The sequence below is a fragment of the Loigolactobacillus iwatensis genome (assembly GCF_003950295.1).
In the GTDB taxonomy this organism is placed as follows: Bacteria; Bacillota; Bacilli; order Lactobacillales; family Lactobacillaceae; genus Loigolactobacillus; species Loigolactobacillus iwatensis.
This window is the reverse complement of the sequence record NZ_RHNP01000041.1, coordinates 1-21,748: the sequence shown is the minus strand read 5'-3', so window position 1 is coordinate 21,748 and position 21,748 is coordinate 1. Positions and strand designations below refer to the sequence as shown.

Here is a 21,748-nt window from a genome sequence, read left to right as displayed (position 1 = left end):
AATTAGTCAGTAATTTGTTGGTGACCGTCTTCAATTGCCATTGCATTTTGTGCCGCAACGTTCATGATATTCCACGGACGATTAAAGTTTGGCATAAAGAAGAAATCAGCGTAAGCTAAGTCATCAATTGTCCACTTAGCGGAAATTGCAACGGAAATGGCGTTAATATTAGCCGTTTCATTTAAGGTAGACATAATTTGACCGCCTAGAACACGACGAGTCTTTGGTTCGTAAATTAACTTAAACCAAACAGGCGCGTTACCAGCTTCATCAGGAACAAATGATGGGCGGGCAGTATCTTTAACCAAGACTGCCTTAACATCAAGTCCCATGAAGCCAGCAGTGGCTTCTTTAACGCCAGTTGAAGCAAACTTATAGTCAAATAATGAGTAGGCCACTGAACCGTTAACACTTGGAACAGGTTGATCAGCATTAACTAAATTCTTACCAGCAAAACGGCCTTGACGACGAGCGTTAGTTGCTGACGGAATAGGAGCAAGTGCGTTTCCAGCAGGACCAAACTTAACCATTGTTGCGTCACCAACAGCAAAAATGTCGGGTTGGCTAGTTTGCAAGTATTCGTTAGTCTTGATTCGACCTTTTTTGTCTAATTCAAGCGTATCGCTCAACCAATCAGTTGCGTAGGTTGTACCAGTAGCTTCGACAACAAGATCAGCTGGATATTCACCTTTGTCAGTAATAACCTTAGTGACTTTTCCAGCTTGACCTTCATAGCGCTGAACAGTTTGACCAGGAGCAGGCGTGATATTATGCTTGGTCATTTCGTCGGTCAAAATATCGGTGAATTCTTTGTCTAAGTATGCTGAGAATAAACGATCAGGCTGGTCAATGAAAGTAACGTGTTTGCCAGCAAGTGAATAAATTTCAGCAAGCTCAATTCCAAAGCCAATCACGACAACGTTTTGGACATCTGGATCAACGGTCTTTTGCTTGAGCTTAATTGCCCAATCACGACCACGCATGCTATAGATATTGTCTAGGTCACGGCCAGGAACTTTGAGTTGTGCTGGATTGGCACCAGGACTAAGAACTAATTTATCGTAATTCTCGTCGCGTTCGGAACCATCATTATGATTTTGAACGTGAACGGTATGTTTTTTTGGATCGACTGCAGTGATTTCTTCACGAGTATAGACTTCAACACCCTTGGCCTTCATACCTTCAGGAGTGGCGTAGCGAACGCTATTAACGTCCTTAACAACGCCCTCTAAGTAGAGTTGCATCCCACAAGATAAGAAGGAGAGAAAATCACCTTTTTCGTACCACTGAATTTTTGCGTCTGGATAATCGGAAAGTGTCTCACGGACTGCCTCATAACCACCATGTGATGAACCGACAACAATAACCTTCATTAAAAATCAGCCTCCTAAATTTCATTTAGTACAAATCCATTATAGCAAGAAAACGTTTAATAGTATAGTTTTCTTTTAATAATCATTATCAACTAGAAATGCCGTTTTTACTCAGTTGCTGATTAATTAATGATAAATTACAAATAAATAGTTATTCTAATTTAAGCTATAATTAGAATAACTATTTTTGCTAGTGTGCTGAAATTATTTTTGTTAGTATTTCATAAAAAACTGGCGTAAATGTGTTTTTTCAAACACGTTTCCGTCAGTTTAGTCAGAAAACATTATATAGAAGTTGTTTTAAACACAGCCATTACTGAAAATCGGTAAATTCAAGCAACAACGTTAGCGAGACCAGTAATAATTTTCAATTGAGGATTAGAACTCGGCTACTTCTTAGGCCACCTTCTAAATTTAATCTTTCTTTTTTTTCTTCATGACATTGCGAAAACGATGATCAACTTCCTTGCTCCAAAATCCACCAGAAAATTCAGTGGGTTCTTCAACCATGACAAATGCCTCTGGCGATAATTCCTTGATCGACTGCATTAAACGCTTATCAGCCTTCCGCGGTGCTAAAATACTAAGAATTAAACGGGCACCATCACGGCCGTAGCCCCAAGTTTCGGTGACACCATAACCGAGATCACGTAATTTTTCAGGTAAATCGTGATTTTGTTGATAATTAGGTGCGTCATCGTTAATTTGGACGGTAACTTGGAAATTAACGTAACCTAAGGCAACACGATCTTCCAATAAAATACCGAGGTAAATCCCAATCCCGAAACCAATTGCATAAGCAGCGACATTAAGTGGCTTATCAATGTTCTGCAACGCAATTGCCAGGGCAATAACGTAAACTAATTCCTCGACAACGGCAAGTAAAGGTGCGAGATACCGTGAACGGCGAACAACCAACATTGTTCGCAGCGTATTTAGTGTAATATATCCGGCATTTAATAGTAAGATAGTTAAAGCAAGCTTCATAAAATCATCCTTTCGATTTAAACTAATGATTCTTCGGTAAGAACAAGTAAAGCATACCAAGTTTACGTATTAAAAAGTAAAGATATGCTTGACCTAATACTGACACTAATTTGGTGAAATGGTAAATATAATTGAGAATATTTGGTTTATACTGTGATCAGGACCGGTAAGAAGGATTAGAAATTCTGTCAATTTTTCTTCACACCAAATTAGTCAGGAAAATACTAAATAAAGGTGTTTTCCAAATACGATCTAGTAACAGTTAAGCAAATTTTATAACTAATCTGATATAAATCAACAACTATAAGGAGAAAAATAACGTGAAAAATGTTTATCGTGGTACTGTGGACCCTACAATAACGACAAGTTGGGATTTAAATGGAACAAATGCCGCAAATTATTTGCGTGATCACTTAGATGGCGTTTGGCAAACCGCACAAACACAAGGTGTCATTGGTCAACCACCGTTTACGTTAAAGCAAACGGAACTTGAAAATTTACGGACGTTTTCGCAATTTGATTTTGAAATTACGCAACGTGCCGCCCTTAATAGTTCCTTTGGTCAGTGGTACCAAGATTTTTTGGATAACCTGCTAACGGATAAAACAAAATTAAAATTTTGGCAAAAAAAACAAATGACGGATCATGGTCTGGCGCATTTTAAACATGATATGTATTATTGCTTACTGTTAGCGCAGTTAGATCAATTATCGCAACGGGATGCACTTGTTCTTTTACTAACCGCAGCACTACATGATATTAGTCGCTTTGATAATACGGCAGAAACAAGTCATGGGGAACGGGCAGTTGAAAAGCTTTTGGCCTTATTTGACATGACCAAGCAAACGGCCAATTATACGACTTTGACAACGGCATTTAATTTGCAGGTGTTAGCCCCATTAAATAGCACAAGTCATGCGCCTATTCCTGAGTTGACCAAGAGCGATGTGCACACAATTTTAGATTTAGTTGCGTATCATTGTCGCGACGAGCAACAGGCAGCGGCCGATTTTAAAGCGGCTTATAATGACCGTGCTGCCGGACGCCGAAATAGATTGCTGGCTTATTTTAAAGATGCGGATGCATTAGACCGTGTTCGTTTTGCTGGGTTGGATGTAAGTTATTTACGGCAGGTGACTAGTAAGCGATTAGTCAGTATTGCGTGGCAGGCGCAGGCTAAAGTTTAAAAGATTAGCTCTTTAGAAAGTGTTTGAAAGGTCGTTTGTTCAAGTAGATTTATCCTAAATTAATCAGGAGAACACTGGCAAAAGTAATTGCTTAATATAGTTTAGATTAAAAATAAATGATAAAAATTAGTTGACACTCATTAATTAGCGTGATAAGCTCTTATTAATCTCATAAACGAACGTTGAACGTCATATTTGAAGTAGTTTAATTATCTGGGTGTCAGGAAGTCGGTGGGTGCTGCGAATCGATCAGGGTAATTTGACCAAATACTTTGGCGGAGTTTCAATTTTGAACGGCTAATAACTAGATTCCGTTATCATCTAGTGAGTGGAAGGTAAGTTTGGCTTACTTTCAAACTGGGTGGTACCACGGTAAATCGTCCCTATTGCAATTATTTGCAGTAGGGATTTTTTTATCGTCAAAATTTTGGGAAAAGAGTGCTTATAAATGTTGAAAACTTGTGGTGGAATGCCTCGTTACCGATTTTTTAAACGAATTTGACAAAGTTAGTTTAAAAAATTGAAAGAGGTTAATAAAATGAAAAAAGTTAAAAGCGTAAACGTTATGGAAGCAGGCTTAATTTTAATCATCGTTTTAGGAATTATGGGTGTTGGTGTCATTGGTTTTGGTCTGTCGCCACAAGTTCCCGTAATGTTAGCGATGAGCGTTGTTATTTTGTGGGCCAAACTACGCCATTTTGACTGGGAAAGTGTGAATAGCGGGATTAAAGAAGGAATCGAAAAGGGTATCATTCCGATTTTTATTTTTATTTTAATCGGCGCCATGATTAGTACGTGGATTGCTTCAGGCACGATTCCATCTTTAATGGTTCTTGGTTTTAAGATTATTAGTGTTCGCGGGTTCTTACCCTCAGTTTTTGTAGTTTGTACCTTGGTTGGTGCGGCAGTTGGGAGTGCCTTCACTGTCTCATCAACTGTCGGAATTGCATTTATGGGGATGGGAATTACGATGAATTTAAATCCAGCTATGGTTGCTGGCGCAATTATTTCTGGTGCAATTTTTGGCGATAAATTATCACCACTTTCCGAAACAAATAATTTGGCTTCGGCTGTAGTCGATACGGATCTTTTTCAACACATTAAGAATTTACTTTGGTCAACGTTGCCAGCCGGTGTTTTAACTTTTATTCTATTTGCCATCATTGGTCACGACGATGCGACCACGAGTTTGGCCAAAATTAATCAAACTGTTGCCGTTTTAAATACGCACTTTAACATTTCCTTTTGGGCAATTATTCCGATTTTACTAGTTTTTGTTTGTGCCGGTTTCAAAATGCCCGCCGTCCCAACGATGTTACTCAATGTTCTTGTGACTAGCGCCATGATTTTTATCGAACAGCCTAGTCTACCTATTAAACAGTTGGCGTCAATCATTACGGATGGTTTTGTAGCTAAAACGGGCAATGCCACGGTGAACACATTATTATCCCGTGGTGGAATTGTTAGCATGATGCCAACAGTTGCATTGATCGTTTTGACCTTGTCACTCGGTGGTTTATTAGTGAAGTTTGGTTTGATTAGTGCCGTAATGACGCCTTTGGCCAAGCATTTGAATAGTGATGGTAAGCTAGTAACCGCCGGAATTGTTACTTGCCTAGGGGTTAATATTTTCGTTGGTGAACAATTTTTATCAATCATTTTACCCGGACGTGCATTTAAAAAGGCATTTAACGATGGTGGCTTGGCCAATGATGCTTTGGGACGTGTGCTTGAAGATGGTGGAACAGTCATTAACTACTTAGTTCCTTGGGGCGTTGGTGGCGTTTTCTTAGCAAACACGCTTGGTGTACCAACGATTCATTACTTACCCTTTGTTTTCTTCAGTCTTTTGTGCCCAGTATTATCGATCTTAAGCGGTTTTACTGGTGTAGGTTTAAAACATTTGCAACCTAAGACAAAAAAAGTACCTGCTGCTGATTTACAAAATTCTTCAGTAAACTAAAATAACTAACAAAGATAGTGCCGGGAATTTCAATCATTAACTGAATTTCTGGCACTATCTTTTAGTTAGGTCGACTATAATTTCGTACGTGCCTTATACTAAGAGTAAACGTGAAATGAGGGGATTAAAGATGACAGTAAAAATTGGCCGGCAGGGAAATATTTTAGCGGAAAAGGTGCTCTACGTTGGACCTATTTTCAGCCTAGTTCAGCAGAAAATTAAAACGCCTGATGATTTAACCATTCAGCGTGATGTTGTGCAGCACCGGCCGGCAGTGGCAATGTTGGCAATGACCGCTGACCAGCAAGTCTTGATTAATGTCGAATACCGGGCTGGTACTAATTCAGAGAATATAGCTTTGCCTGCTGGTTTAATTAATCCAGGTGAAGAAGTTTTAGCAGCCGCCAAACGTGAACTTCAAGAAGAAACGGGCTATGTTGCGACTAACCTGCGTGAAATGACAACTGTGACGTCATCAGAAGGCTTCACGGATGAAAAGGTTACCTTAGTTTTAGCTGATATTTCCCGGGAAATGTTGGCCGCCAAACACTTTGATCAAGATGAGTTTGTTAACAGTCAATTAATGCCGTTTACAAAGGTCAAAGAATTGGTCCAGCAAGGTGTTATTCACTCTGCCCAAACAGTTTCCGCAATTGGTTACTATCTATCTTTTATGCAGAAATAAAAATCTGGCCGTAACTGGTTGTTACTATTTATTTGGACTGAAGAGATCGGAAAAATTACGAAATGATACCCAACAAAAAAGATCGCTCGAATTAGATTTTTACCTAATTCGAGCGATCTTTTTGTTGTTTTATAAACTTTACTTAGTGATAATAATATCTTTTGCTGAAACATCAGAACCAAAGTATGGTTTGAGGTTTTGGTTGTAATCCGTCTTGAAGAAACCGTTCTTGTTTAATTTGTTGATTTCTTTATTTGTCCAATTCAACAGGCTGGTGTTGCCTTTCTTGATCCCAGGAGCAATGTACTGGTTAGGGCCTAAATGCTTGATGCCAACTTTGTAGTTAGGGTGATTTTTAACCCAAGCATAAAGGTATGAATTATCATCTGCAAGAGCAACGGCACGGCCATTCTTCAAAGCATTAAATTGCTGTGTTTTTGAATCGTATTTTTGTAATTGAACTTTTGGCTGCTTTTGGGTGAAGTAACTCTCAGCGGTTGTTCCCTTAGTAACGATTAAGTTTTTACCGTTCAACTGGCTAACCTTTGTAATTACTTTCTTCTTAGGGGAAACGACACCAACTGAAACCTTCATGTAAGGCTTAGCAAAGGCAACGACCTGTTTACGTTCAGGGGTGACAGTGAAGTTAGCCAGAACAATATCAACCTTGTTTGATTTTAAGGCATCAACACGGCTGTCAGCGTTAACCTGAACAAATTTCACCTTAGTATTTAAATCTTTACCAATTTGTTTGGCTAAGGCAATATCGTAACCAGTTCGTTTGCCATCTTTATTAACCCAGCCGTAAGGTGGTAAATCGCCAAAGACGGCAACTTTAATTGTGCCTCGTTTCTTAATTGCGCTAACGCTGGAAGGGTTACTAGCAGCCTTAGTTGGTTGCGGTGTTGTAAAAGCTAATGCAAAAACTGATGCTGCGGCGAGTAGGCCGGTTAAGATTCGTCCTTTTTTCATAAAAAATCAACCTCCAAAATAATTTTAAATTTACTATTCAGACTTTTAGCGCACGTTCTAGAGTAATGATCTAGTCAGAGACTAGTGTCTTTGTCCCACTCCAAAACACGACTTAAGTTTAAAATGCCATACTATCAAGAAATTCACGTGCACGATCGGTTTGTGGTTGCGTAAAGAATTGTTTTCCCGGTGTTTGTTCCAGAATGGCACCATCCTCTAAAAATAAGACGTTGTCGGCAATTTGTTGTGCAAAGTTCATTTCGTGCGTCACAACTAACATGGTCATTTTACGTTTTGCTAGATTTAACATGACTTCCAAGACACCACGGACCATTTCTGGATCAAGGGAAGCAGTTACTTCATCAAACAACATGAATTCAGGGTTTAACGCTAATGCGCGAACAATTGCGATCCGCTGTTTTTGCCCGCCGGATAATTGCCGGGGAAAGGCATCCGCGTAATCAGTTAAATCAACTTCTTTTAAAAGTTGTGTTGCTTGTTTTAAGGCCTCGGTTTTGCTACGCTTTTGAACCTTTAAGGGACCTAGTAAAATGTTGTCGATAACTGTTAAATTTGGAAAAAGATCGTAACTTTGAAAAACCATTCCAATTTTCTGGCGTAGTTGTTGCCAAGTTTTAGGTGTTGGTTTAATTGGTTGGTCTTCAAAGCTTAATTGCCCACTTTGAAATTCTTCAAGGCCATTAAGACAACGAATCAGTGTACTTTTACCAGAACCAGATGGTCCGAGTAGAACCGTTACACTACCCGGAGTTACTGAAAAATTAATATCGTGGAGTACTTGTTTTGTGCCGTAAGCCTTATTTAAGTGTTCGACTTTAAGTAATGTATCAACCATTATTACGTAGTTTCTCCTTTCGCTCAATATATCGGGCCCAAACGGATAGTGGGTAACATAGGATGAAATATAAAATAAAGATAAAACCGTAAATCCAAAAGGCACCGTTTTGATAGTGTTGGTTATTGGCTTCAATAATTTGTTGACCAACATTGATGACGTCCATAACGCTAATTAATAATAGAAGTGAAGTTGTTTTAATTACCCGCGTCGTTAAATTAATGGTTGCCGGAATCATTAACTGAATTGATTGTGGTAATAAAACGTAACGGTAAAGTTGTGGGGTTGTTAAACCAATTGCCTTACCTGCGTCAACTTGGTGCCTAGGGACTGAAATTAATCCGCTCCGGACAATGTCGCTCATCTCAGCTGCGACCCATAAAGTGAAGACTAAGGTGGCAACCACTTCGGCGTTTAAGTTGATGTGAAAATTTTGTGGCAAAATATAATAGAACAAGAATAACAGAACAACGGTTGGAACAATTCTGAAAAATTCTAAGTAAAGGCGCAAAATTACACGTAGCAGCGGATTTTTTAACGTTCGCAGCATTCCTAAGATAATGCCAAGCAGAATGCCTAGCACAATTGCAATAAAAGCGATTTTAGCGGAGATCCAAAGTCCACCTAGAAGGCGAGTGAGATTACGACCTTCGAATAAAATATTAATGCCCGAATGTGCCATAACGAGCCCTCCTTTCCAACCAAGTTAAGATAAGTGACAGTGGAATGAGGATAATCGCGTAGCCAATCACCAAAACAAACAGTGATTCATCGGTGTGATAGTACATGCCAATCTGGTCTAAGGCAGTGTTGGTTAATTCCGGAATAGCAATCACCGTAAAAATTGATGTTTCTTTAATTAAAAAGATGACGTTTGCTGCAATTGCGGGAACACTTAGAGCTAGTCCTTGTGGAAAAATAACGTAGCGGGCCAGTTGAAGGTTAGAAAGGCCAATTGCCTTACCGGATTCAATCTGGACCTTTGGAACACCATCTAAACCACCGGAAAAAGCCTCGGCCATATAACTACCACCAAGAAATATGAGACCAATAATACCGCTAGTCTCGGCCGGAATTTTTAGTCCAATTTCGGGAAACGCATAATAGATAAAAAATAATTGAATTAATAAAGGCGTGTTGCGGGATAATTCAATGTAGACATTTACCAGTTGTTTGGCCACTGGTATTTGAAAATAACGAATGAAACTTGCGAAAAGTCCGAGCAGACTGGCACCGATGATACCGTAGCACGATAATTTCAGTGTGAGCCAGAAGGCCTTCTCAAAAATAGGTAAACTCTGTTGGATCACAGTCCAACTCATATAAACACCTCCAAAAGCTAACCGTTAAGAAAACAAAAACGTCCCAACATTGTCGACACAATGTTGGGACGTTTTGTCGTGTTACCACCCAATTTTGTTTAAATTTCGTAATTTAAACCTCAAACAGTACACTAAAGTTGCGGTTATACTGTGGCAATGTAACGTTTGCTAACGGATTTCTAGCCAATTGACCAGCTCATCTAGGCTCGGAGATCATCTTCAAACCAATTTAATTACTTCTTTGCAGCTGCCGAAGCTCTCTGTGAAATAAATTGGATTTACTCTTCTCGTCATAGCCAAATATTAACTTGGTTTTAATAATACACGCATTTTTCAGGCTGTCAACCATCTAGATTCTCATAAAACGGATTGAATTGGGTCAACTGAGCTAGAGCTTAGGTCTGTTTGGAAAATAATTTTACGAGTATTTTCTTGGCCAGTTGACCTGGTGTTGTATAAAAATTGCGTTATGCAACTTTCACATGGCAGACTAGAGGTAAAGTAAAAGTAGGTGGGAGGATGTTAAGTCGATTACGGCACGACAAATTATTAATGTGTGCGCTGATTGTTGCATTACTCAGCCTATTACTTAGTCGGCCGAAGTGGTCGGACATTAATAGCACAATGCTGCTTACTTTATTTTCATTGTTATTGTTGGTTAAAATTTATCAGGCAATGCGTGTTTTAGATTATTGGGCAATTTACTTAGTTAAACGAAGTCGGCATTTTCGCCAATTGCAGGGATACTTAATTTTGTTGGCCTTTTTTAGTGCGATGTTTTTAACCAACGATGTTGCGATCATTACCTTTGTACCACTATTATTATTGATAGCGACTAAATTAAAATTTGCGACACCAGTGCCAGTTACCTTAATTACCATTGCAGCTAATTTAGGCAGTAGTTTTACGCCGTTTGGAAATCCGCAAAATCTTTTTCTACTCTCGCATTATCGACTGTCAATTGGTACCTTTTTTCGCATGTCGGCGCCGCTGATGCTTGTTAGTTTATTATTACTTTTAAGTACGTTGTTATTTTTTAAAAAGACACCACTAACGTTGTCCAAATTGAAAACAATCAAGGTGGATAAATCACCACTGTTGTACTTAATTCCAGTGACACTTTTAACTTTTTTAGCCGTTTTTTCGTTAGTGCCAAGTTTTGTGGCCGTCCTTGCAGTTGTTTTGGCCGCATTATTGTACCGACCTAAGTTACTAAGTGAAGTGGACTATGGATTATTGTTAACTTTTGTCTGTTTCTTTATTGCCGTTGGGAATATTGGGCGGTTTGCGCCGGTTGCCCACTTTTTTGCTGTATTGGAGCGAAAAGAGTGGTTGGTTTATTTAAGCGGACTCTTAACTAGTCAAGCTATTAGTAATGTGCCAGCCGTTGTTTTGCTGGCCAAGTTTACACAGCAAGTTCACGCTTTGTTTTTAGGAGTTAATATTGGCGGAATTGGAACGCTTCTGGCTTCCTTAGCGAATCTTTTGGCCTATAAACAGTACCGGCTTAACACGAATACGCCTAATGATCATTTCCTCAGAACCTTTACCATTATCAATGGCCTGTTTTTAACCATACTTGGTACGATTGGATATTTATTACTACAATTTTAAAATGCCGATTTACCATTTTTTAAGGTTTATGTTAGCATTAGAAATATGAAAAAAGAAATGAAAACAAATCGCACAGAACGTGAAAAGATGACCGCCGGCGAACCTTACAAACAATTTGATCCAGAGTTGATTAAACGTCGTGTATTTATGCGGCAACAATTACAAGAGGTCAATCAAATTACCGATAACGATGATCGGAATCAACGTTTTAAAGAATTATTGGCTGCTACTGGGGACGATTTTTTCGTTGAAAGCAGCTTTAAATTTGATTACGGCTTCAATATTCATATTGGTGACCATTTTTATGGTAATTATGACATGACATTCTTAGATACTTGTCCGATTACAATTGGTGATCATTGTTATTTTGGGCCCAACATTGGCTTGTATACACCAGTGCACCCAATTACCGCGAAAGAGCGTAACGCTGATGTTGAGATGGGCGCACCAATTACGATTGGTAACAGTTGTTGGTTTGGCGGTCGAGTAACCGTCTTACCTGGAGTGACCTTGGGTGATCGAGTTGTTGTCGGGGCCGGCTCAGTTGTGACTAAATCATTTGGGGATGACGTTGTTATTGCGGGTGATCCCGCTCGAATTATTCGGGAGATTAAGCAAGATTAAGTTAGCATGTTCTAAACTAATCTTGAATTGATGATTGTTACTAGGTTTACTGGTACTAGACTAGGGTAGTTTGAAGATAAAAATAGTTCACTAATTTAAAAGCGGCAATAAAGTAGCGGCCAATTTTGTGTACTGGACAACACCAATTTAACTAAAATGACGACTTAAAAACAGATTTAGGCTACCAACTTAATAAAGCTTCAATTACATGTGAATTTATTATTGCTATGTGCCACTATAGCGCTGGTTACAGCGTTAAATAGTGGTGCTTTTTATTTTGCATAATTTATGTTAATAATAATATTTAAATTATGAAAAGGCTAACTGTTTGCAAAAATAAGCCTGATTCTAGGCATTTATAACCGATAGCATGTTTACTATCTAGATGATAAGTGTATACTGGATTTGTGATAATAGAATAAATTAACTAATTAACTGAGCTGGTTGAATTGTACAAAATCAATTTCACAAAGTGGTTAGCGTAAATTTAGTTCAGATAAAAGAGGGGGAAACAACCATGTCTCGACCGGCTGAGTTTTAGATAGATTAATTAAGTTTAATCGATTTGAGATTTGGTCCGCCATTAACCGAAATTCGCCGGAATTCACGGCATAACCGTTGATGTGAAAGAATGGATTGTTAAAGAAAGAAGGCAATGCTATCACTACCTTTAAAGGGAGTGTGTAACAAAAGTTGGTTAAATCTTACAGATAATTAACAGTATTTGTTTTAACGCTCAAATTAGGCTTAAATTTAGGGCCTTAGCGTTAGATTTAACTTTGCTAGTGAATATTATGTTGATCATTTGACGTAAATATCGCTTAGCTGTTTTGTTACATTCTCTTCGGTTTAGTTCTACTTACCAGTTGAATTATTCACTTAACTAGGATAATCAGTGACGTGATTATGATGGTTAGGTTAAATGTTGATTTGGTAAATTGGACTATTGCTAGTGATAGGAAAATTATTTTAAAGAGAAAAAATATTGATAAAGTTGTTTTTGTACCAACAGCGATTTTGTTTGTTATTGCATCACTCGTTTTAATTCTTGGTGGTAGTTCGCTGCAACAGGGAATTAACTCATTGATGGCTTCAATTACGAATAATATGGGCTGGCTGTATTTGTCGGTTTACGTGATTAACTTTATCTTTTTTATTTATTTGGCCGCAAGCCACTACGGAAAGATTCAGTTAGGTAAAACCAAAACTGGTAAACCCGAATATAGTAATTTTCAGTGGGGCAGTATGGTCTTTGCGACGGCCATTGATGCTAGTATTTTAATGTTGAGCATGGTAGATCCAATTCGTTTTTTACAGCACCCAGCATTTGGGATTAAACCATTTTCAGAGAAGGCCTACTCGTTTGCTAGTATGTTTGGCCAATTTGATTGGGGTCCCATGGCTTGGTTGATGTTTGCTTCAGCAACTATCGCAATTGCCTACGCAATGTACGTTAAGCACCGGAATATCCAGCGTTTAAGTGAGGCAATTACCTTGCTTGATGGCGACGGACTAGTAAAACATAGTTTACGGACTTTTATTGATTTCTTAGTTGTTGTCGGTATTATGGGTGGCATTGGTTCTTCAGTTGGGATGGAAATTCCAGTATTATCAAAGGTAATTAGCTCCTCAACTGGGATTCCAAACAACTTATGGCTGACACTTGCATTATTTGTTATTTTACTGGCGTTATTTGCCACAACAGTTATGGGTGGATTAAAGGGCGGTATTGATCGCTTGAGTTCAGCTCATATCTGGACTGCATTAGGCTTCTTAGTGTTTATTTTAATTGTAGGACCAACCCTTTACATTTTAACTACTGAAGGACATAGCTTAGGTATTTTAGGAACTCATTTTGCGGCCTTAAGTACTAACATGGTATCTAATGTTGGTTCTGGATTTGCCAAGAGTGAGACGATTTTCTACTGGGGCTGGTGGTTATCTTACATGCCATTCACAGGTTTGTTCATTGCTCGGATTTCCAAAGGCCGGACAATTCGTCAGGTTATTGTCGGCATGGTCGTATTTGGGGCCTTGGGCTGCATGAGCTTCTACGCTATCTTAGGTGGATATTCGTTATATTTGCAGCACGCTGGTATCTTAAATTTAGCTCATATTTTAAACACGCAGGGACAGGCCGCAGTGATTGCGAGCGTTATTTCAACGTTACCACTTAAATCACTCGTTCTTATCTTCTACAGTATTTCGTGCTTTATCTTCTTAGCTACAACAATTTCATCATCCGCCTTCATAGTTTCTTCATTGACTAGTTTGAAGTTAAAGGCCAGTGAAGAACCAAGTCGATTTAACCGAATGATCTGGGTATTAATTTTTATCCTATTTGCTTTTGGGATCGTTATGGTTGGTGGTTTTAAAACCGTTCAAACTATTTGTACGCTGGCTGGTTTCCCACTTATTTTTGTTTGTCTGTTACTTTTGGGCTCAATTGTCAAAATGGTTTATACAGATAAAACAGTGGCAGTACAAAGACGAAAGAAGTGGGCTGTTAATTTGGAACGTGATGCCGAAGTAGATTTTGATCAGGTTCGTTTTGAACAAGAACGACATACACCTGCGCAAACAGCATCAATTCAAAATTGATTTGTCTAAATCAAGGTAATATTTTTTGGGGATTAAACTAGTAATCTTAATTAGAATTTATAAAGGAGAGCGGGCCGAAAGCCGCTCTCCTTTATTATGCTTAACTAAGTGAACCGCTTGGTTGGTTCTACTTTAAGCAGTGCTTGTTTATAAGTTGTGGAATGGACTTCCGATGCTCTATAATGACGTTGAACGACAAATAGAAAGGTGTGTATTTGTTGAAAAAAATCATGAATGATCCGAAGAATATTGTTGCTGAAATGGTTGAGGGCATGGTTCGTGCCTACCCACAATTTGTTGAAAGGTTGCCAGAGACGGAAGCGTTAGTTCGTAGCAACAAGTCCTCAATGACGGGAAAAGTTGGTCTGATTAGCGGTGGTGGTAGTGGCCATGAGCCAACGCACGCCGGCTTTATCGGTGAAGGTATGTTATCTGCTGCGGTTTGCGGCCAAGTTTTCACATCGCCAACACCTGATCAAATTTACGCCGCAATTAAAGCGGCCGATCAGGGGAAAGGTGTTTTTATGGTCATCAAGAACTACTCTGGTGATGTCATGAATTTTGATATGGCCAAAGACATGGCCGATTTAGATGGTATTGAAGTTAAGTCGATTACGGTTGATGATGATATTGCGGTTGAAAATAGTACCTTTACGCAGGGACGGCGCGGTGTTGCCGGGACTATTTTTATGCATAAGGTACTTGGTGCAGCTGCCGATCAGGGCGCCTCACTAACTGAGCTAGAAACGTTGGCGAAGAAAGTACTGCCAAACATTAAAACAATTGCCGTTGCCTTAAGCGGCGCAACAGTTCCAGAAGTTGGTAAGCCAGGCTTTACGTTGGCCGATGATGAACTGGAATACGGTGTTGGCATTCACGGGGAACCAGGCTACCGAAAAGAAAAGATGCGGCCATCGAAAGATTTAGTTAAAGAATTGTTAGGTAAGTTGAAGGCGGCATTTAATTACCAGGCTGGAGATAAATTTGCGGTTTTAGTTAACGGTATGGGTGCAACTCCCCTCATGGAACAATTCGTTTTTATGCGCGATGTTTTAAATCAGTTGGAAGATGAGGGTGTCAACGTAGCCTTTACTAAAGTAGGCAATTATATGACATCCTCAGACATGGCTGGTGTTTCCTTAACGTTATTTAAATTGACTGATGATTCATGGTTAGACAATTTAAACTATCCGGTTAATACGATTGCTTGGACGCAAAAATAGGCCTTAAGAATTGAGGAGGGCCATGTTTCGAGTGTGCGCAGTGAGCACTAGGAGAATGGTCATCATCCGAAAAAGGGATTTTTGCGCTTGGCAAAAATGGACCTTAAGAATTGAGGAGGGCCATGTTTCGAGTGTGCGCAGTGAGCACTAGGAGAATGGTTATCATCCGAAAAAAGGATTTTTGCGCTTGGCAAAAATAGACCTTAAGAATTGAGGAGGTTAGTTTTATGTTAACTACTGATATTATTTTGACTTGGATTCATAATTTCGATAAAAAGATTAGTGAAAAAAAGGATTATTTAAGTGAATTAGATACACCAATTGGTGATGGTGATCACGGTAACAACTTGGCCCGTGGTGCAGAGGCAATTGAGGCCGCTTTAAATAAGGAGACACCTGCAGATGCCACTGCCGCTTTACGTGCCATTGCAATGGCATTAGTCAGTAAGGTTGGTGGTGCTTCAGGTGCATTGTACGGTACGGCCTTTTTAGAAATGGCCAAGACAAGTCGAGATACGACGAAGACTGCCGATTTATTAGCCGCTGGTTTGGCAGGTTTACAAAAACGTGGCGGTGCAACAACAGGTGAAAAAACGATGATTGATGTGTGGGCGCCAGTTGTTATTGCAACTAAGGGCGGTCAATTAACTCAGAAAATTATTGATGATGCCGTTGCGGCAACTAAGCCAATGCGGGCTACGAAAGGGCGTGCGTCCTACGTCGGGGATAGTTCGATTGGGCATTTAGATCCCGGGGCTGTCTCAAGTGGCTATTTGTTCACGAGTCTTTTGGAAGCCGGAGCTGCTAAATGAGTTTAGGTGTAGTGATCGTATCGCACGTTCCTGATATTGCGGCAGGCATTAAAACATTGCTAACTCAGGTTGCGGCGGATGTTTCCATCACAATTGCTGGTGGAACAGATGATGATGAAGTGGGAACCAGTATTAACAAGATTCAACGCGCGTTTACCGAAAATACGGCCGATGAATTATTAGCCTTTTATGATTTGGGTAGTGCCAAAATGAATTTAGAAATGGCAATGGATTTAAGTGATAAGACAATCCATTTGTATAATACAGCTTTAATTGAGAGTGCTTATACGGCGGCTGCGCTGATTCAAGCGGAAACTGATTTGGCTGAAATTGAAGCCCAGTTAGCGCCGCTTAAAATAAAGTAACGGCGTAATTTCAATTTTTAACGTCAAAAAGTTGAATAAAAAACGATCCAGCTTTGAGTGTAGCTATATACTCAAGGTTGGATCGTTTTTTGTTTTTAGAACTAAAAACGATTATAAGTAATTTGACCGTCCTTTGCAGTCAGTAAACGTTTTTTGGGGTTATTAGAGCTATAAAGTGTTACGGAAGTACTGTTAGCGGCCTGGCTGGCCTTAATAACGTAAGGGGCCAAACGATTAGTGACAAAACCAGCCTCATCATTGTTTTTGAGCGCTCTTTTTACTGCGGTGATTGTGGTTGGTTGCGCTGGTTGTAATGAAAATCCAGTTGTACTTAATTTGGCACGAAGGCCGCTACCCGTAATGGCAGTACGAACGTCAGGCAAATAATTGGCAGGATTTTGGCGTTGCGCTACGATAATGCTATCGCGGTGAGTATCACCGGACTGTTTGGATCTAGCGGGAACTTCGTGTGCTTTAAAACCATTAGTTGATTTAGTTGCATTGGAAGATGCGTAATTTTTTCGATTAATTTTAGTGGAATTCTTTGTTTGCGGTTGGTTTTGTGATTCGGTATTTTGTTTGTGGCAGCCATTGAGCAATAACGGTAAAAGCAAGAGTAGTACCAGTTTGACCAAATTTTTCATTACCGTCCCCCCAAACTCATTTCGAGAAGCTAATTCATAATTAAAGACTGGTAAAAATGATTATGAAGTAGTTTTTAGTCATTGCCAGAAATTTAATTATGAAGAAAGGCCTCTTAGGTTCTATCTTACTGAATATTTACCGATAAAGCCATAATTTACGGTAAGTTTAGTGATTGTCTTAGTAAAATTTGGTGGAACGGAGTCTTTTCAAATACGTTTACACTAAATTAGCTAGAAAATACTAGTAAAAGTATTTTACAAAGACGAACTAGGTTGGTCTTGAAAATTGTTCTTACTAATATTCCTGACCAAGTTCACCTAAACGTGTCTAAGGTGTGAATGCTTCTCCAAAAATTTCTTAAATTACCTCACTTTTTGAAGAAATCATGAAATTATTATGACGAAATATTACGACCAAATGACAATGTTGCGAATTTAGGGAAAACTGTAACCTCTTAGGCATTTGTTTGTTACAGTTTCTTACTATAATAGGCATTGTTGTCAGAACCAATTGGAACAACTTAAGTAACTATAAAAACGAATTAATCATAGCAATTTAAAAAAACTAATTTCAGGAGTGATTTATTATTAAACTTACAAAACGGACAAAAACTTTATTATTAACAACTGCTGGTGCAGCCGGTTTATTGGTTGGTGGCGTTCAGGCCGCTAATGCCGCTACAGTTACTGCTAAGGCAGGCGATACTGTATCAGGCTTAGCTAAACAATATGGCTCAACTGTTGATGCCATCGAAAAAGCTAACAACATTAATTCATATACACATTTGATCTTTGCTGGTCAAAGCTACAATGTACCTGATAGTGCATCACAACAGGCCGCAACAACACAGCAAAATACTGCTGCACAACAGAGTACGACCCAGGCAACACAGCAAAGTACAACTACTCAGGCTGCTAGCCAACAAACACAGAACCAACAAGTTGCTCAGGTTCAGCAACAAGCAACACAGGCTCAAGCACAACAAGCTGCTCCAGCTCAACAAACTCAGACTCAACAAACAACTAGTTCTGTTTCTGGCTCAGATGCTTCAGCTAAAGCTTGGATTGCTAACAAAGAATCTGGCGGTAGCTACTCTGCCCAAAATGGCCAATACGTTGGTAAGTACCAATTAAGTTCTTCATACTTAAATGGTGATTACTCAGCCGCTAACCAAGAACGTGTTGCTAACAACTACGTTACTTCCCGTTATGGCTCATGGACTGGTGCCCAAGCTTTCTGGCAAGCAAATGGTTGGTACTAGACTTAAATAAACGATAAATTAAAAGCGGTAATTAGTTTGGTTAAAAAATCAAATTAATTACCGTTTTTTATTTTGTTTAAAAATAGGCTATTAACAATTGAATTCAGATCTTTTAATACATAAACGAAAGAGATTACTAGTTGAAAGATGATCCAATTGAAATTTAATTGTTAAAGCTTGGTGCGTTAGCCGGGGTTGGGACATCCATACTGCCTTGAACGCTACGACCAGTTGTATAATCGAAAACAAAATTAGGTTGGACATTGAAAATATAAACGTTAAAATTCAGAGTTTTATCGGTACTAATTGCCTGAAGCTGAACGCCCCGGGGCATGAGCTCATTTCCGCGGAAGATTGCGTGGGGCTGATAAATGACTTGTTTGCCAGCGCGCAGTGCATCGCGAACTTCAGTTTCGTAAATTGTTTGGATTCTTTGATTACTAAAGGCGGTCTGTGTAAATAAATTTTTAAGGTTGTTTTGATCGCCGCTTTGCTGGCTAGGATCATAGTTACCATCAAGGCTAATCCCCTTTGATAAAGAATAGGCAACTAAATGCCCACGATTTAAAATCGCCGTTTTACCCGCAAACTTTTGGTGCCAGCCAGCAGGTTGAACAGTTTGCCGGACACGAAGTGCATCATTTGCGACATTTCGTGATTCCAAATAGGCAGTGTTTGCACTGCTTGTTCGATTTAAACTATCCAGTGAAGAATAAATAACGTGATTGGCGTGCCAATCGGCCGGATTAAGTGTTGATTTACCGCCGTTGACTTGGACGACTGGATCCTGACCCGATTGATAATTAAGCGCGGCCAACTGACTAGAATTAGTTGCTTTAGTGTTAGTTGTTGATGATGACTGATTGGTTTTATTTTTGGCCTGTGTAACGGCCGTGCCAATATTTTCGGCAACTGTAGTAACTTGGTGCGCCTGCTGTGGTTTTAGGCCAAAGAAGCCAGCAATTAGTAAAACTGCTATTAGAGTTAATGAGGTTTTTCGTTTTTTTCGCATATATGTAAAAGATCCTTTGATAATGTCAGGAACAATAATTAATTGCAAACGCTTGTTCCCGCGCATTCATGATAGCAAATTTAGAATGAAATGACAAACGGGCAACTGCCGGCTTGTTATTTAGAGCGCCAGCAGTAATAATAGAATTTCGCTTACTTGGAGTACATGAATTCTAATACTTGTTAAATAGTGTTGGTTGTGCCCAGTTGGTGTCTGAAAAATACTTTTACTTATCTTTTCCTGACCAATTTGCTTTTTCAAACACACACCAGTGTATTTTTAATACTGGCTACGCGCATTTCTTAGTGAGTGCGTTAAACGTGAATTCTTAAGTCGGGTTGTTTACAATGAACATGTAGTCCAATTTCGGTACGCGGAAGGGAGCTTGATGTTTAATGTATGATGTATTATTTCTTGGTAGTGGGCATGGAGCCTGGAATGCCGCTGTTCCATTAGGTAAAGCAGGATTAAAAGTTGCGGTAGTTGAAGAAGATCGATTTGGCGGTGTTTGTACTAATCGGGGCTGTAACGCAAAAATCACTTTGGACAAGCCTGTGGAATTGGTGCACACAATTGAACAGTTGCAGGGCCGAGGTTTTGACACTGTACCCAAGATTAATTGGCCTGATTTAATGGCCCATAAACATGAAGTAATTGATGGCCTAGCCGATGGTATTCGGCAGCGATTAGTAGCGGCGGGTGTCAAAGTTATTGAAGGTCATGGTACTTTTAAAGATGTGCGTACTATTCAAGTGGGTGAACGAACACTTACTGCTAAAAAAATTGTGATTGTCTCTGGACAACGGCCACATCAATTAGAAATTTCCGGAAAAGAATTGACGCATAATAGTACTGATTTTCTTGTAATACCTGAAATGCCCGCGCACGTTACTTTAATTGGGGCCGGTTACGTTGCTATGGAAATTGCAAGTATCGCCAATGCCGCTGGAGCCAAGGTTGATGTCGTTTTACGTGGCCATCAGCCGCTACGTGAATTTTATCAACCCTATGTTCAACGTTTAATTAATAATATGCGCAATCGTGGGATTAAATTTTACTATGATGAAACAATTACGGCGGTGGTAAAAAAAGGAACACAGTTAGAGTTGCAAGGTACAGCTGGTTTTAGTTTGCAAAGTGATTATATCGTTGATGCAACTGGACGCGTACCTAACGTTGAAAAGCTAAATTTGGCCGCTGCTGGGATAGATTATAATGAGAATGGTGTTGTTGTTAATGATCATTTAGAGACTAGTGCTGCCGATGTTTATGCAACTGGAGATGTTGTTGCTAAAAAGTTGCCGAAGATCACGCCGACGGCAATTTTTGAGGCCCAGTACTTGGTAGCGCTATTTACACAAAAAACGGAAGCAGCAATTAATTATCCACCAATCGCGACAACAGTCTTTACTTCGCCACGTGTTGCCCAGGCGGGAATTTCACCAACTATCGCTAAAAAGCAACCTGAGGATTACAGTGTTGAGGTTGTTGATTATGAGAATGATTGGTTCCATCAAGTCCAAAATGAAACGGATGGTAGTTTAACGTTAGTATTTGACCGAAAAACGGATCGCCTAGTTGGTGCCACTGAGTACAGTAACGAGGCAGTTGATACGATTAATGGATTACTAGATTATATGGAATTGGGTGTTACCAAAGCCCAATTACAACGCCTGATTTATATTTTCCCGAGCACACAGCATAGTTACATGCGTAAGATTTAATCGATCGTTACCTAAATAAGAATAGGTGAATCTAAATACTAGCAAATAGTGTTGCTGAATTGCACAATAGTATCCGTTCTATTTGGTAAGTGTTACTGGGCAGATCCTGTAACTAAGTAGTTGTGTCAATCTGAGAGATTTGCTAAAATGAAAGGACACTTTAGAAATAGGATGGAAAACGAATGAAAAAATCATTTTTCACGCACTATAGTCGTTATTATTGGTTCCGAATGGTCACAGATGCGAGTTTGTTTTTACTCATATTACTGGCCAGTAATATTATTGGTAATGAATTAAGTTTGGTTGAGGAATTATTTGGAAGTATTGTTTTGGGCTTGGCAGCAGCCCTGTCCGCACCTAATCAGCGATTGGCGGCTCCGCAACCTAATGAACATATCCAGACAATTAAATCATAAATAGAAAACAAATAGGGACTAAAACAAAATTGGCTCTATACTTTTTCCTGTTGATCGTTTACAAAGTGGTAAACTATTAACAGGATTTTTTGGGCCCTTGAATTTA

Annotated in this window: 20 protein-coding genes and 1 other annotated feature; of the genes, 12 read left to right on the top strand and 8 right to left on the bottom strand. The window is 39.3% G+C overall.

Annotated features, from left to right (window positions below; translation table 11 throughout):
- Nucleotides 1-2: 2 nt before the first annotated feature.
- Nucleotides 3-1,373, bottom strand: a complete 1,371-nt coding sequence (locus tag EKM98_RS10150) for an FAD-dependent oxidoreductase (RefSeq protein WP_125982443.1) — start codon at nucleotides 1,371-1,373, stop codon at nucleotides 3-5.
- Between the two features lie 414 nt (nucleotides 1,374-1,787).
- Complete coding sequence (locus EKM98_RS10145; protein WP_125982441.1) at nucleotides 1,788-2,360, bottom strand: DUF2179 domain-containing protein; 573 nt, start codon at nucleotides 2,358-2,360, stop codon at nucleotides 1,788-1,790.
- Nucleotides 2,361-2,680: 320 nt separating this feature from the next.
- On the opposite strand from EKM98_RS10145, the gene EKM98_RS10140 reads away from it, so the two are divergent.
- The 3 genes from EKM98_RS10140 to EKM98_RS10130 all read left to right on the top strand — a co-directional run bounded on the left by EKM98_RS10140 (nucleotide 2,681) and on the right by EKM98_RS10130 (nucleotide 6,195).
- The gene (locus EKM98_RS10140; protein ID WP_125982439.1) at nucleotides 2,681-3,547 is read left to right on the top strand and encodes a hypothetical protein; all 867 of its coding nucleotides are present in this window, start codon (nucleotides 2,681-2,683) and stop codon (nucleotides 3,545-3,547) included.
- A 538-nt stretch (nucleotides 3,548-4,085) separates the two neighbouring features.
- On the top strand, nucleotides 4,086-5,510 hold the full coding sequence (gene nhaC / locus EKM98_RS10135; RefSeq protein WP_125982437.1) for a Na+/H+ antiporter NhaC: 1,425 nt from the start codon (nucleotides 4,086-4,088) through the stop codon (nucleotides 5,508-5,510).
- Between the two features lie 130 nt (nucleotides 5,511-5,640).
- Nucleotides 5,641-6,195, top strand: coding sequence for an NUDIX hydrolase (locus EKM98_RS10130; protein ID WP_125982436.1), 555 nt, complete (start codon nucleotides 5,641-5,643; stop codon nucleotides 6,193-6,195).
- Between the two features lie 138 nt (nucleotides 6,196-6,333).
- Here the strand turns inward: EKM98_RS10130 and EKM98_RS10125 are convergent, their stop codons facing one another.
- The 4 genes from EKM98_RS10125 to EKM98_RS10110 all read right to left on the bottom strand — a co-directional run bounded on the left by EKM98_RS10125 (nucleotide 6,334) and on the right by EKM98_RS10110 (nucleotide 9,345).
- Complete coding sequence (locus EKM98_RS10125) at nucleotides 6,334-7,167, bottom strand: transporter substrate-binding domain-containing protein (RefSeq protein WP_125982434.1); 834 nt, start codon at nucleotides 7,165-7,167, stop codon at nucleotides 6,334-6,336.
- A gap of 118 nt (nucleotides 7,168-7,285) precedes the next feature.
- A complete protein-coding gene (locus tag EKM98_RS10120; RefSeq protein ID WP_125982432.1) occupies nucleotides 7,286-8,023 on the bottom strand; it encodes an amino acid ABC transporter ATP-binding protein in 738 nt (245 codons plus the stop codon).
- On the bottom strand, nucleotides 8,016-8,705 hold the full coding sequence (locus EKM98_RS10115; protein ID WP_125982431.1) for an amino acid ABC transporter permease: 690 nt from the start codon (nucleotides 8,703-8,705) through the stop codon (nucleotides 8,016-8,018). The genes EKM98_RS10120 and EKM98_RS10115 overlap by 8 nt, the downstream gene beginning before the upstream one ends.
- Nucleotides 8,686-9,345, bottom strand: coding sequence for an amino acid ABC transporter permease (locus EKM98_RS10110; protein WP_125982429.1), 660 nt, complete (start codon nucleotides 9,343-9,345; stop codon nucleotides 8,686-8,688). Before EKM98_RS10110 ends, EKM98_RS10115 begins: the two co-directional genes overlap by 20 nt.
- Before the next feature lie 61 nt (nucleotides 9,346-9,406).
- Nucleotides 9,407-9,648, bottom strand: a binding site (T-box leader).
- A 216-nt stretch (nucleotides 9,649-9,864) separates the two neighbouring features.
- Here EKM98_RS10110 and EKM98_RS10105 point away from each other — a divergent pair.
- The 6 genes from EKM98_RS10105 to dhaM all read left to right on the top strand — a co-directional run bounded on the left by EKM98_RS10105 (nucleotide 9,865) and on the right by dhaM (nucleotide 16,584).
- Nucleotides 9,865-10,959, top strand: a complete 1,095-nt coding sequence (locus EKM98_RS10105; protein ID WP_125982427.1) for an SLC13 family permease — start codon at nucleotides 9,865-9,867, stop codon at nucleotides 10,957-10,959.
- 57 nt (nucleotides 10,960-11,016) lie between these two features.
- Nucleotides 11,017-11,583, top strand: a complete 567-nt coding sequence (locus EKM98_RS10100; protein ID WP_125982425.1) for a sugar O-acetyltransferase — start codon at nucleotides 11,017-11,019, stop codon at nucleotides 11,581-11,583.
- A gap of 906 nt (nucleotides 11,584-12,489) precedes the next feature.
- Nucleotides 12,490-14,184: a BCCT family transporter gene (locus EKM98_RS10095; RefSeq protein WP_225418568.1), complete on the top strand. Its 1,695-nt coding sequence runs from the start codon at nucleotides 12,490-12,492 to the stop codon at nucleotides 14,182-14,184.
- 218 nt (nucleotides 14,185-14,402) lie between these two features.
- Nucleotides 14,403-15,407 carry a dihydroxyacetone kinase subunit DhaK gene (dhaK, locus tag EKM98_RS10090; RefSeq protein WP_125982424.1) on the top strand — a complete coding sequence of 335 codons (1,005 nt, stop codon included), beginning with the start codon at nucleotides 14,403-14,405 and terminating at the stop codon, nucleotides 15,405-15,407.
- 227 nt (nucleotides 15,408-15,634) lie between these two features.
- Complete coding sequence (gene dhaL, locus EKM98_RS10085) at nucleotides 15,635-16,219, top strand: dihydroxyacetone kinase subunit DhaL (protein WP_125982422.1); 585 nt, start codon at nucleotides 15,635-15,637, stop codon at nucleotides 16,217-16,219.
- Complete coding sequence (dhaM, locus tag EKM98_RS10080; RefSeq protein WP_125982421.1) at nucleotides 16,216-16,584, top strand: dihydroxyacetone kinase phosphoryl donor subunit DhaM; 369 nt, start codon at nucleotides 16,216-16,218, stop codon at nucleotides 16,582-16,584. Before dhaL ends, dhaM begins: the two co-directional genes overlap by 4 nt.
- Before the next feature lie 101 nt (nucleotides 16,585-16,685).
- On the opposite strand, the gene EKM98_RS10075 is transcribed toward dhaM, so the two are convergent.
- On the bottom strand, nucleotides 16,686-17,228 hold the full coding sequence (locus tag EKM98_RS10075; RefSeq protein ID WP_125982419.1) for a hypothetical protein: 543 nt from the start codon (nucleotides 17,226-17,228) through the stop codon (nucleotides 16,686-16,688).
- Between the two features lie 647 nt (nucleotides 17,229-17,875).
- Here EKM98_RS10075 and apf point away from each other — a divergent pair.
- Nucleotides 17,876-18,490 carry an aggregation-promoting factor gene (gene apf, locus EKM98_RS10070; RefSeq protein WP_225418567.1) on the top strand — a complete coding sequence of 205 codons (615 nt, stop codon included), beginning with the start codon at nucleotides 17,876-17,878 and terminating at the stop codon, nucleotides 18,488-18,490.
- Nucleotides 18,491-18,653: 163 nt separating this feature from the next.
- On the opposite strand, the gene EKM98_RS10065 is transcribed toward apf, so the two are convergent.
- On the bottom strand, nucleotides 18,654-19,502 hold the full coding sequence (locus EKM98_RS10065) for a DNA/RNA non-specific endonuclease (RefSeq protein ID WP_125982416.1): 849 nt from the start codon (nucleotides 19,500-19,502) through the stop codon (nucleotides 18,654-18,656).
- Nucleotides 19,503-19,897: 395 nt separating this feature from the next.
- Between EKM98_RS10065 and EKM98_RS10060 the strand changes: the two genes are divergently transcribed.
- Nucleotides 19,898-21,226: a dihydrolipoyl dehydrogenase family protein gene (locus tag EKM98_RS10060; RefSeq protein WP_125982414.1), complete on the top strand. Its 1,329-nt coding sequence runs from the start codon at nucleotides 19,898-19,900 to the stop codon at nucleotides 21,224-21,226.
- A gap of 182 nt (nucleotides 21,227-21,408) precedes the next feature.
- Nucleotides 21,409-21,642 (top strand): hypothetical protein, encoded by a 234-nt coding sequence (locus EKM98_RS10055; RefSeq protein ID WP_125982413.1) that lies wholly within the window; start codon nucleotides 21,409-21,411, stop codon nucleotides 21,640-21,642.
- The last annotated feature ends 106 nt before the right edge of the window (nucleotides 21,643-21,748 follow it).

Bases quoted from the DNA above. Each gene is read 5' to 3' on its own strand.
- EKM98_RS10150 (WP_125982443.1), bottom strand. From the start codon at position 1,373: ATGAAGGTTATTGTTGTCGGTTCATCACATGGTGGTTATGAGGCAGTC.
- EKM98_RS10105 (WP_125982427.1), top strand. From the start codon at position 9,865: ATGTTAAGTCGATTACGGCACGACAAATTATTAATGTGTGCGCTGATT.
- EKM98_RS10065 (WP_125982416.1), bottom strand. From the start codon at position 19,502: ATGCGAAAAAAACGAAAAACCTCATTAACTCTAATAGCAGTTTTACTA.
- EKM98_RS10060 (WP_125982414.1), top strand. From the start codon at position 19,898: ATGTATGATGTATTATTTCTTGGTAGTGGGCATGGAGCCTGGAATGCC.
- dhaM (WP_125982421.1), top strand. From the start codon at position 16,216: ATGAGTTTAGGTGTAGTGATCGTATCGCACGTTCCTGATATTGCGGCA.
- EKM98_RS10145 (WP_125982441.1), bottom strand. From the start codon at position 2,360: ATGAAGCTTGCTTTAACTATCTTACTATTAAATGCCGGATATATTACA.
- nhaC (WP_125982437.1), top strand. From the start codon at position 4,086: ATGAAAAAAGTTAAAAGCGTAAACGTTATGGAAGCAGGCTTAATTTTA.
- EKM98_RS10075 (WP_125982419.1), bottom strand. From the start codon at position 17,228: ATGAAAAATTTGGTCAAACTGGTACTACTCTTGCTTTTACCGTTATTG.
- EKM98_RS10095 (WP_225418568.1), top strand. From the start codon at position 12,490: ATGATGGTTAGGTTAAATGTTGATTTGGTAAATTGGACTATTGCTAGT.
- EKM98_RS10110 (WP_125982429.1), bottom strand. From the start codon at position 9,345: ATGAGTTGGACTGTGATCCAACAGAGTTTACCTATTTTTGAGAAGGCC.
- EKM98_RS10115 (WP_125982431.1), bottom strand. From the start codon at position 8,705: ATGGCACATTCGGGCATTAATATTTTATTCGAAGGTCGTAATCTCACT.
- dhaL (WP_125982422.1), top strand. From the start codon at position 15,635: ATGTTAACTACTGATATTATTTTGACTTGGATTCATAATTTCGATAAA.
- EKM98_RS10120 (WP_125982432.1), bottom strand. From the start codon at position 8,023: ATGGTTGATACATTACTTAAAGTCGAACACTTAAATAAGGCTTACGGC.
- EKM98_RS10130 (WP_125982436.1), top strand. From the start codon at position 5,641: ATGACAGTAAAAATTGGCCGGCAGGGAAATATTTTAGCGGAAAAGGTG.
- EKM98_RS10100 (WP_125982425.1), top strand. From the start codon at position 11,017: ATGAAAACAAATCGCACAGAACGTGAAAAGATGACCGCCGGCGAACCT.
- EKM98_RS10055 (WP_125982413.1), top strand. From the start codon at position 21,409: ATGAAAAAATCATTTTTCACGCACTATAGTCGTTATTATTGGTTCCGA.
- EKM98_RS10125 (WP_125982434.1), bottom strand. From the start codon at position 7,167: ATGAAAAAAGGACGAATCTTAACCGGCCTACTCGCCGCAGCATCAGTT.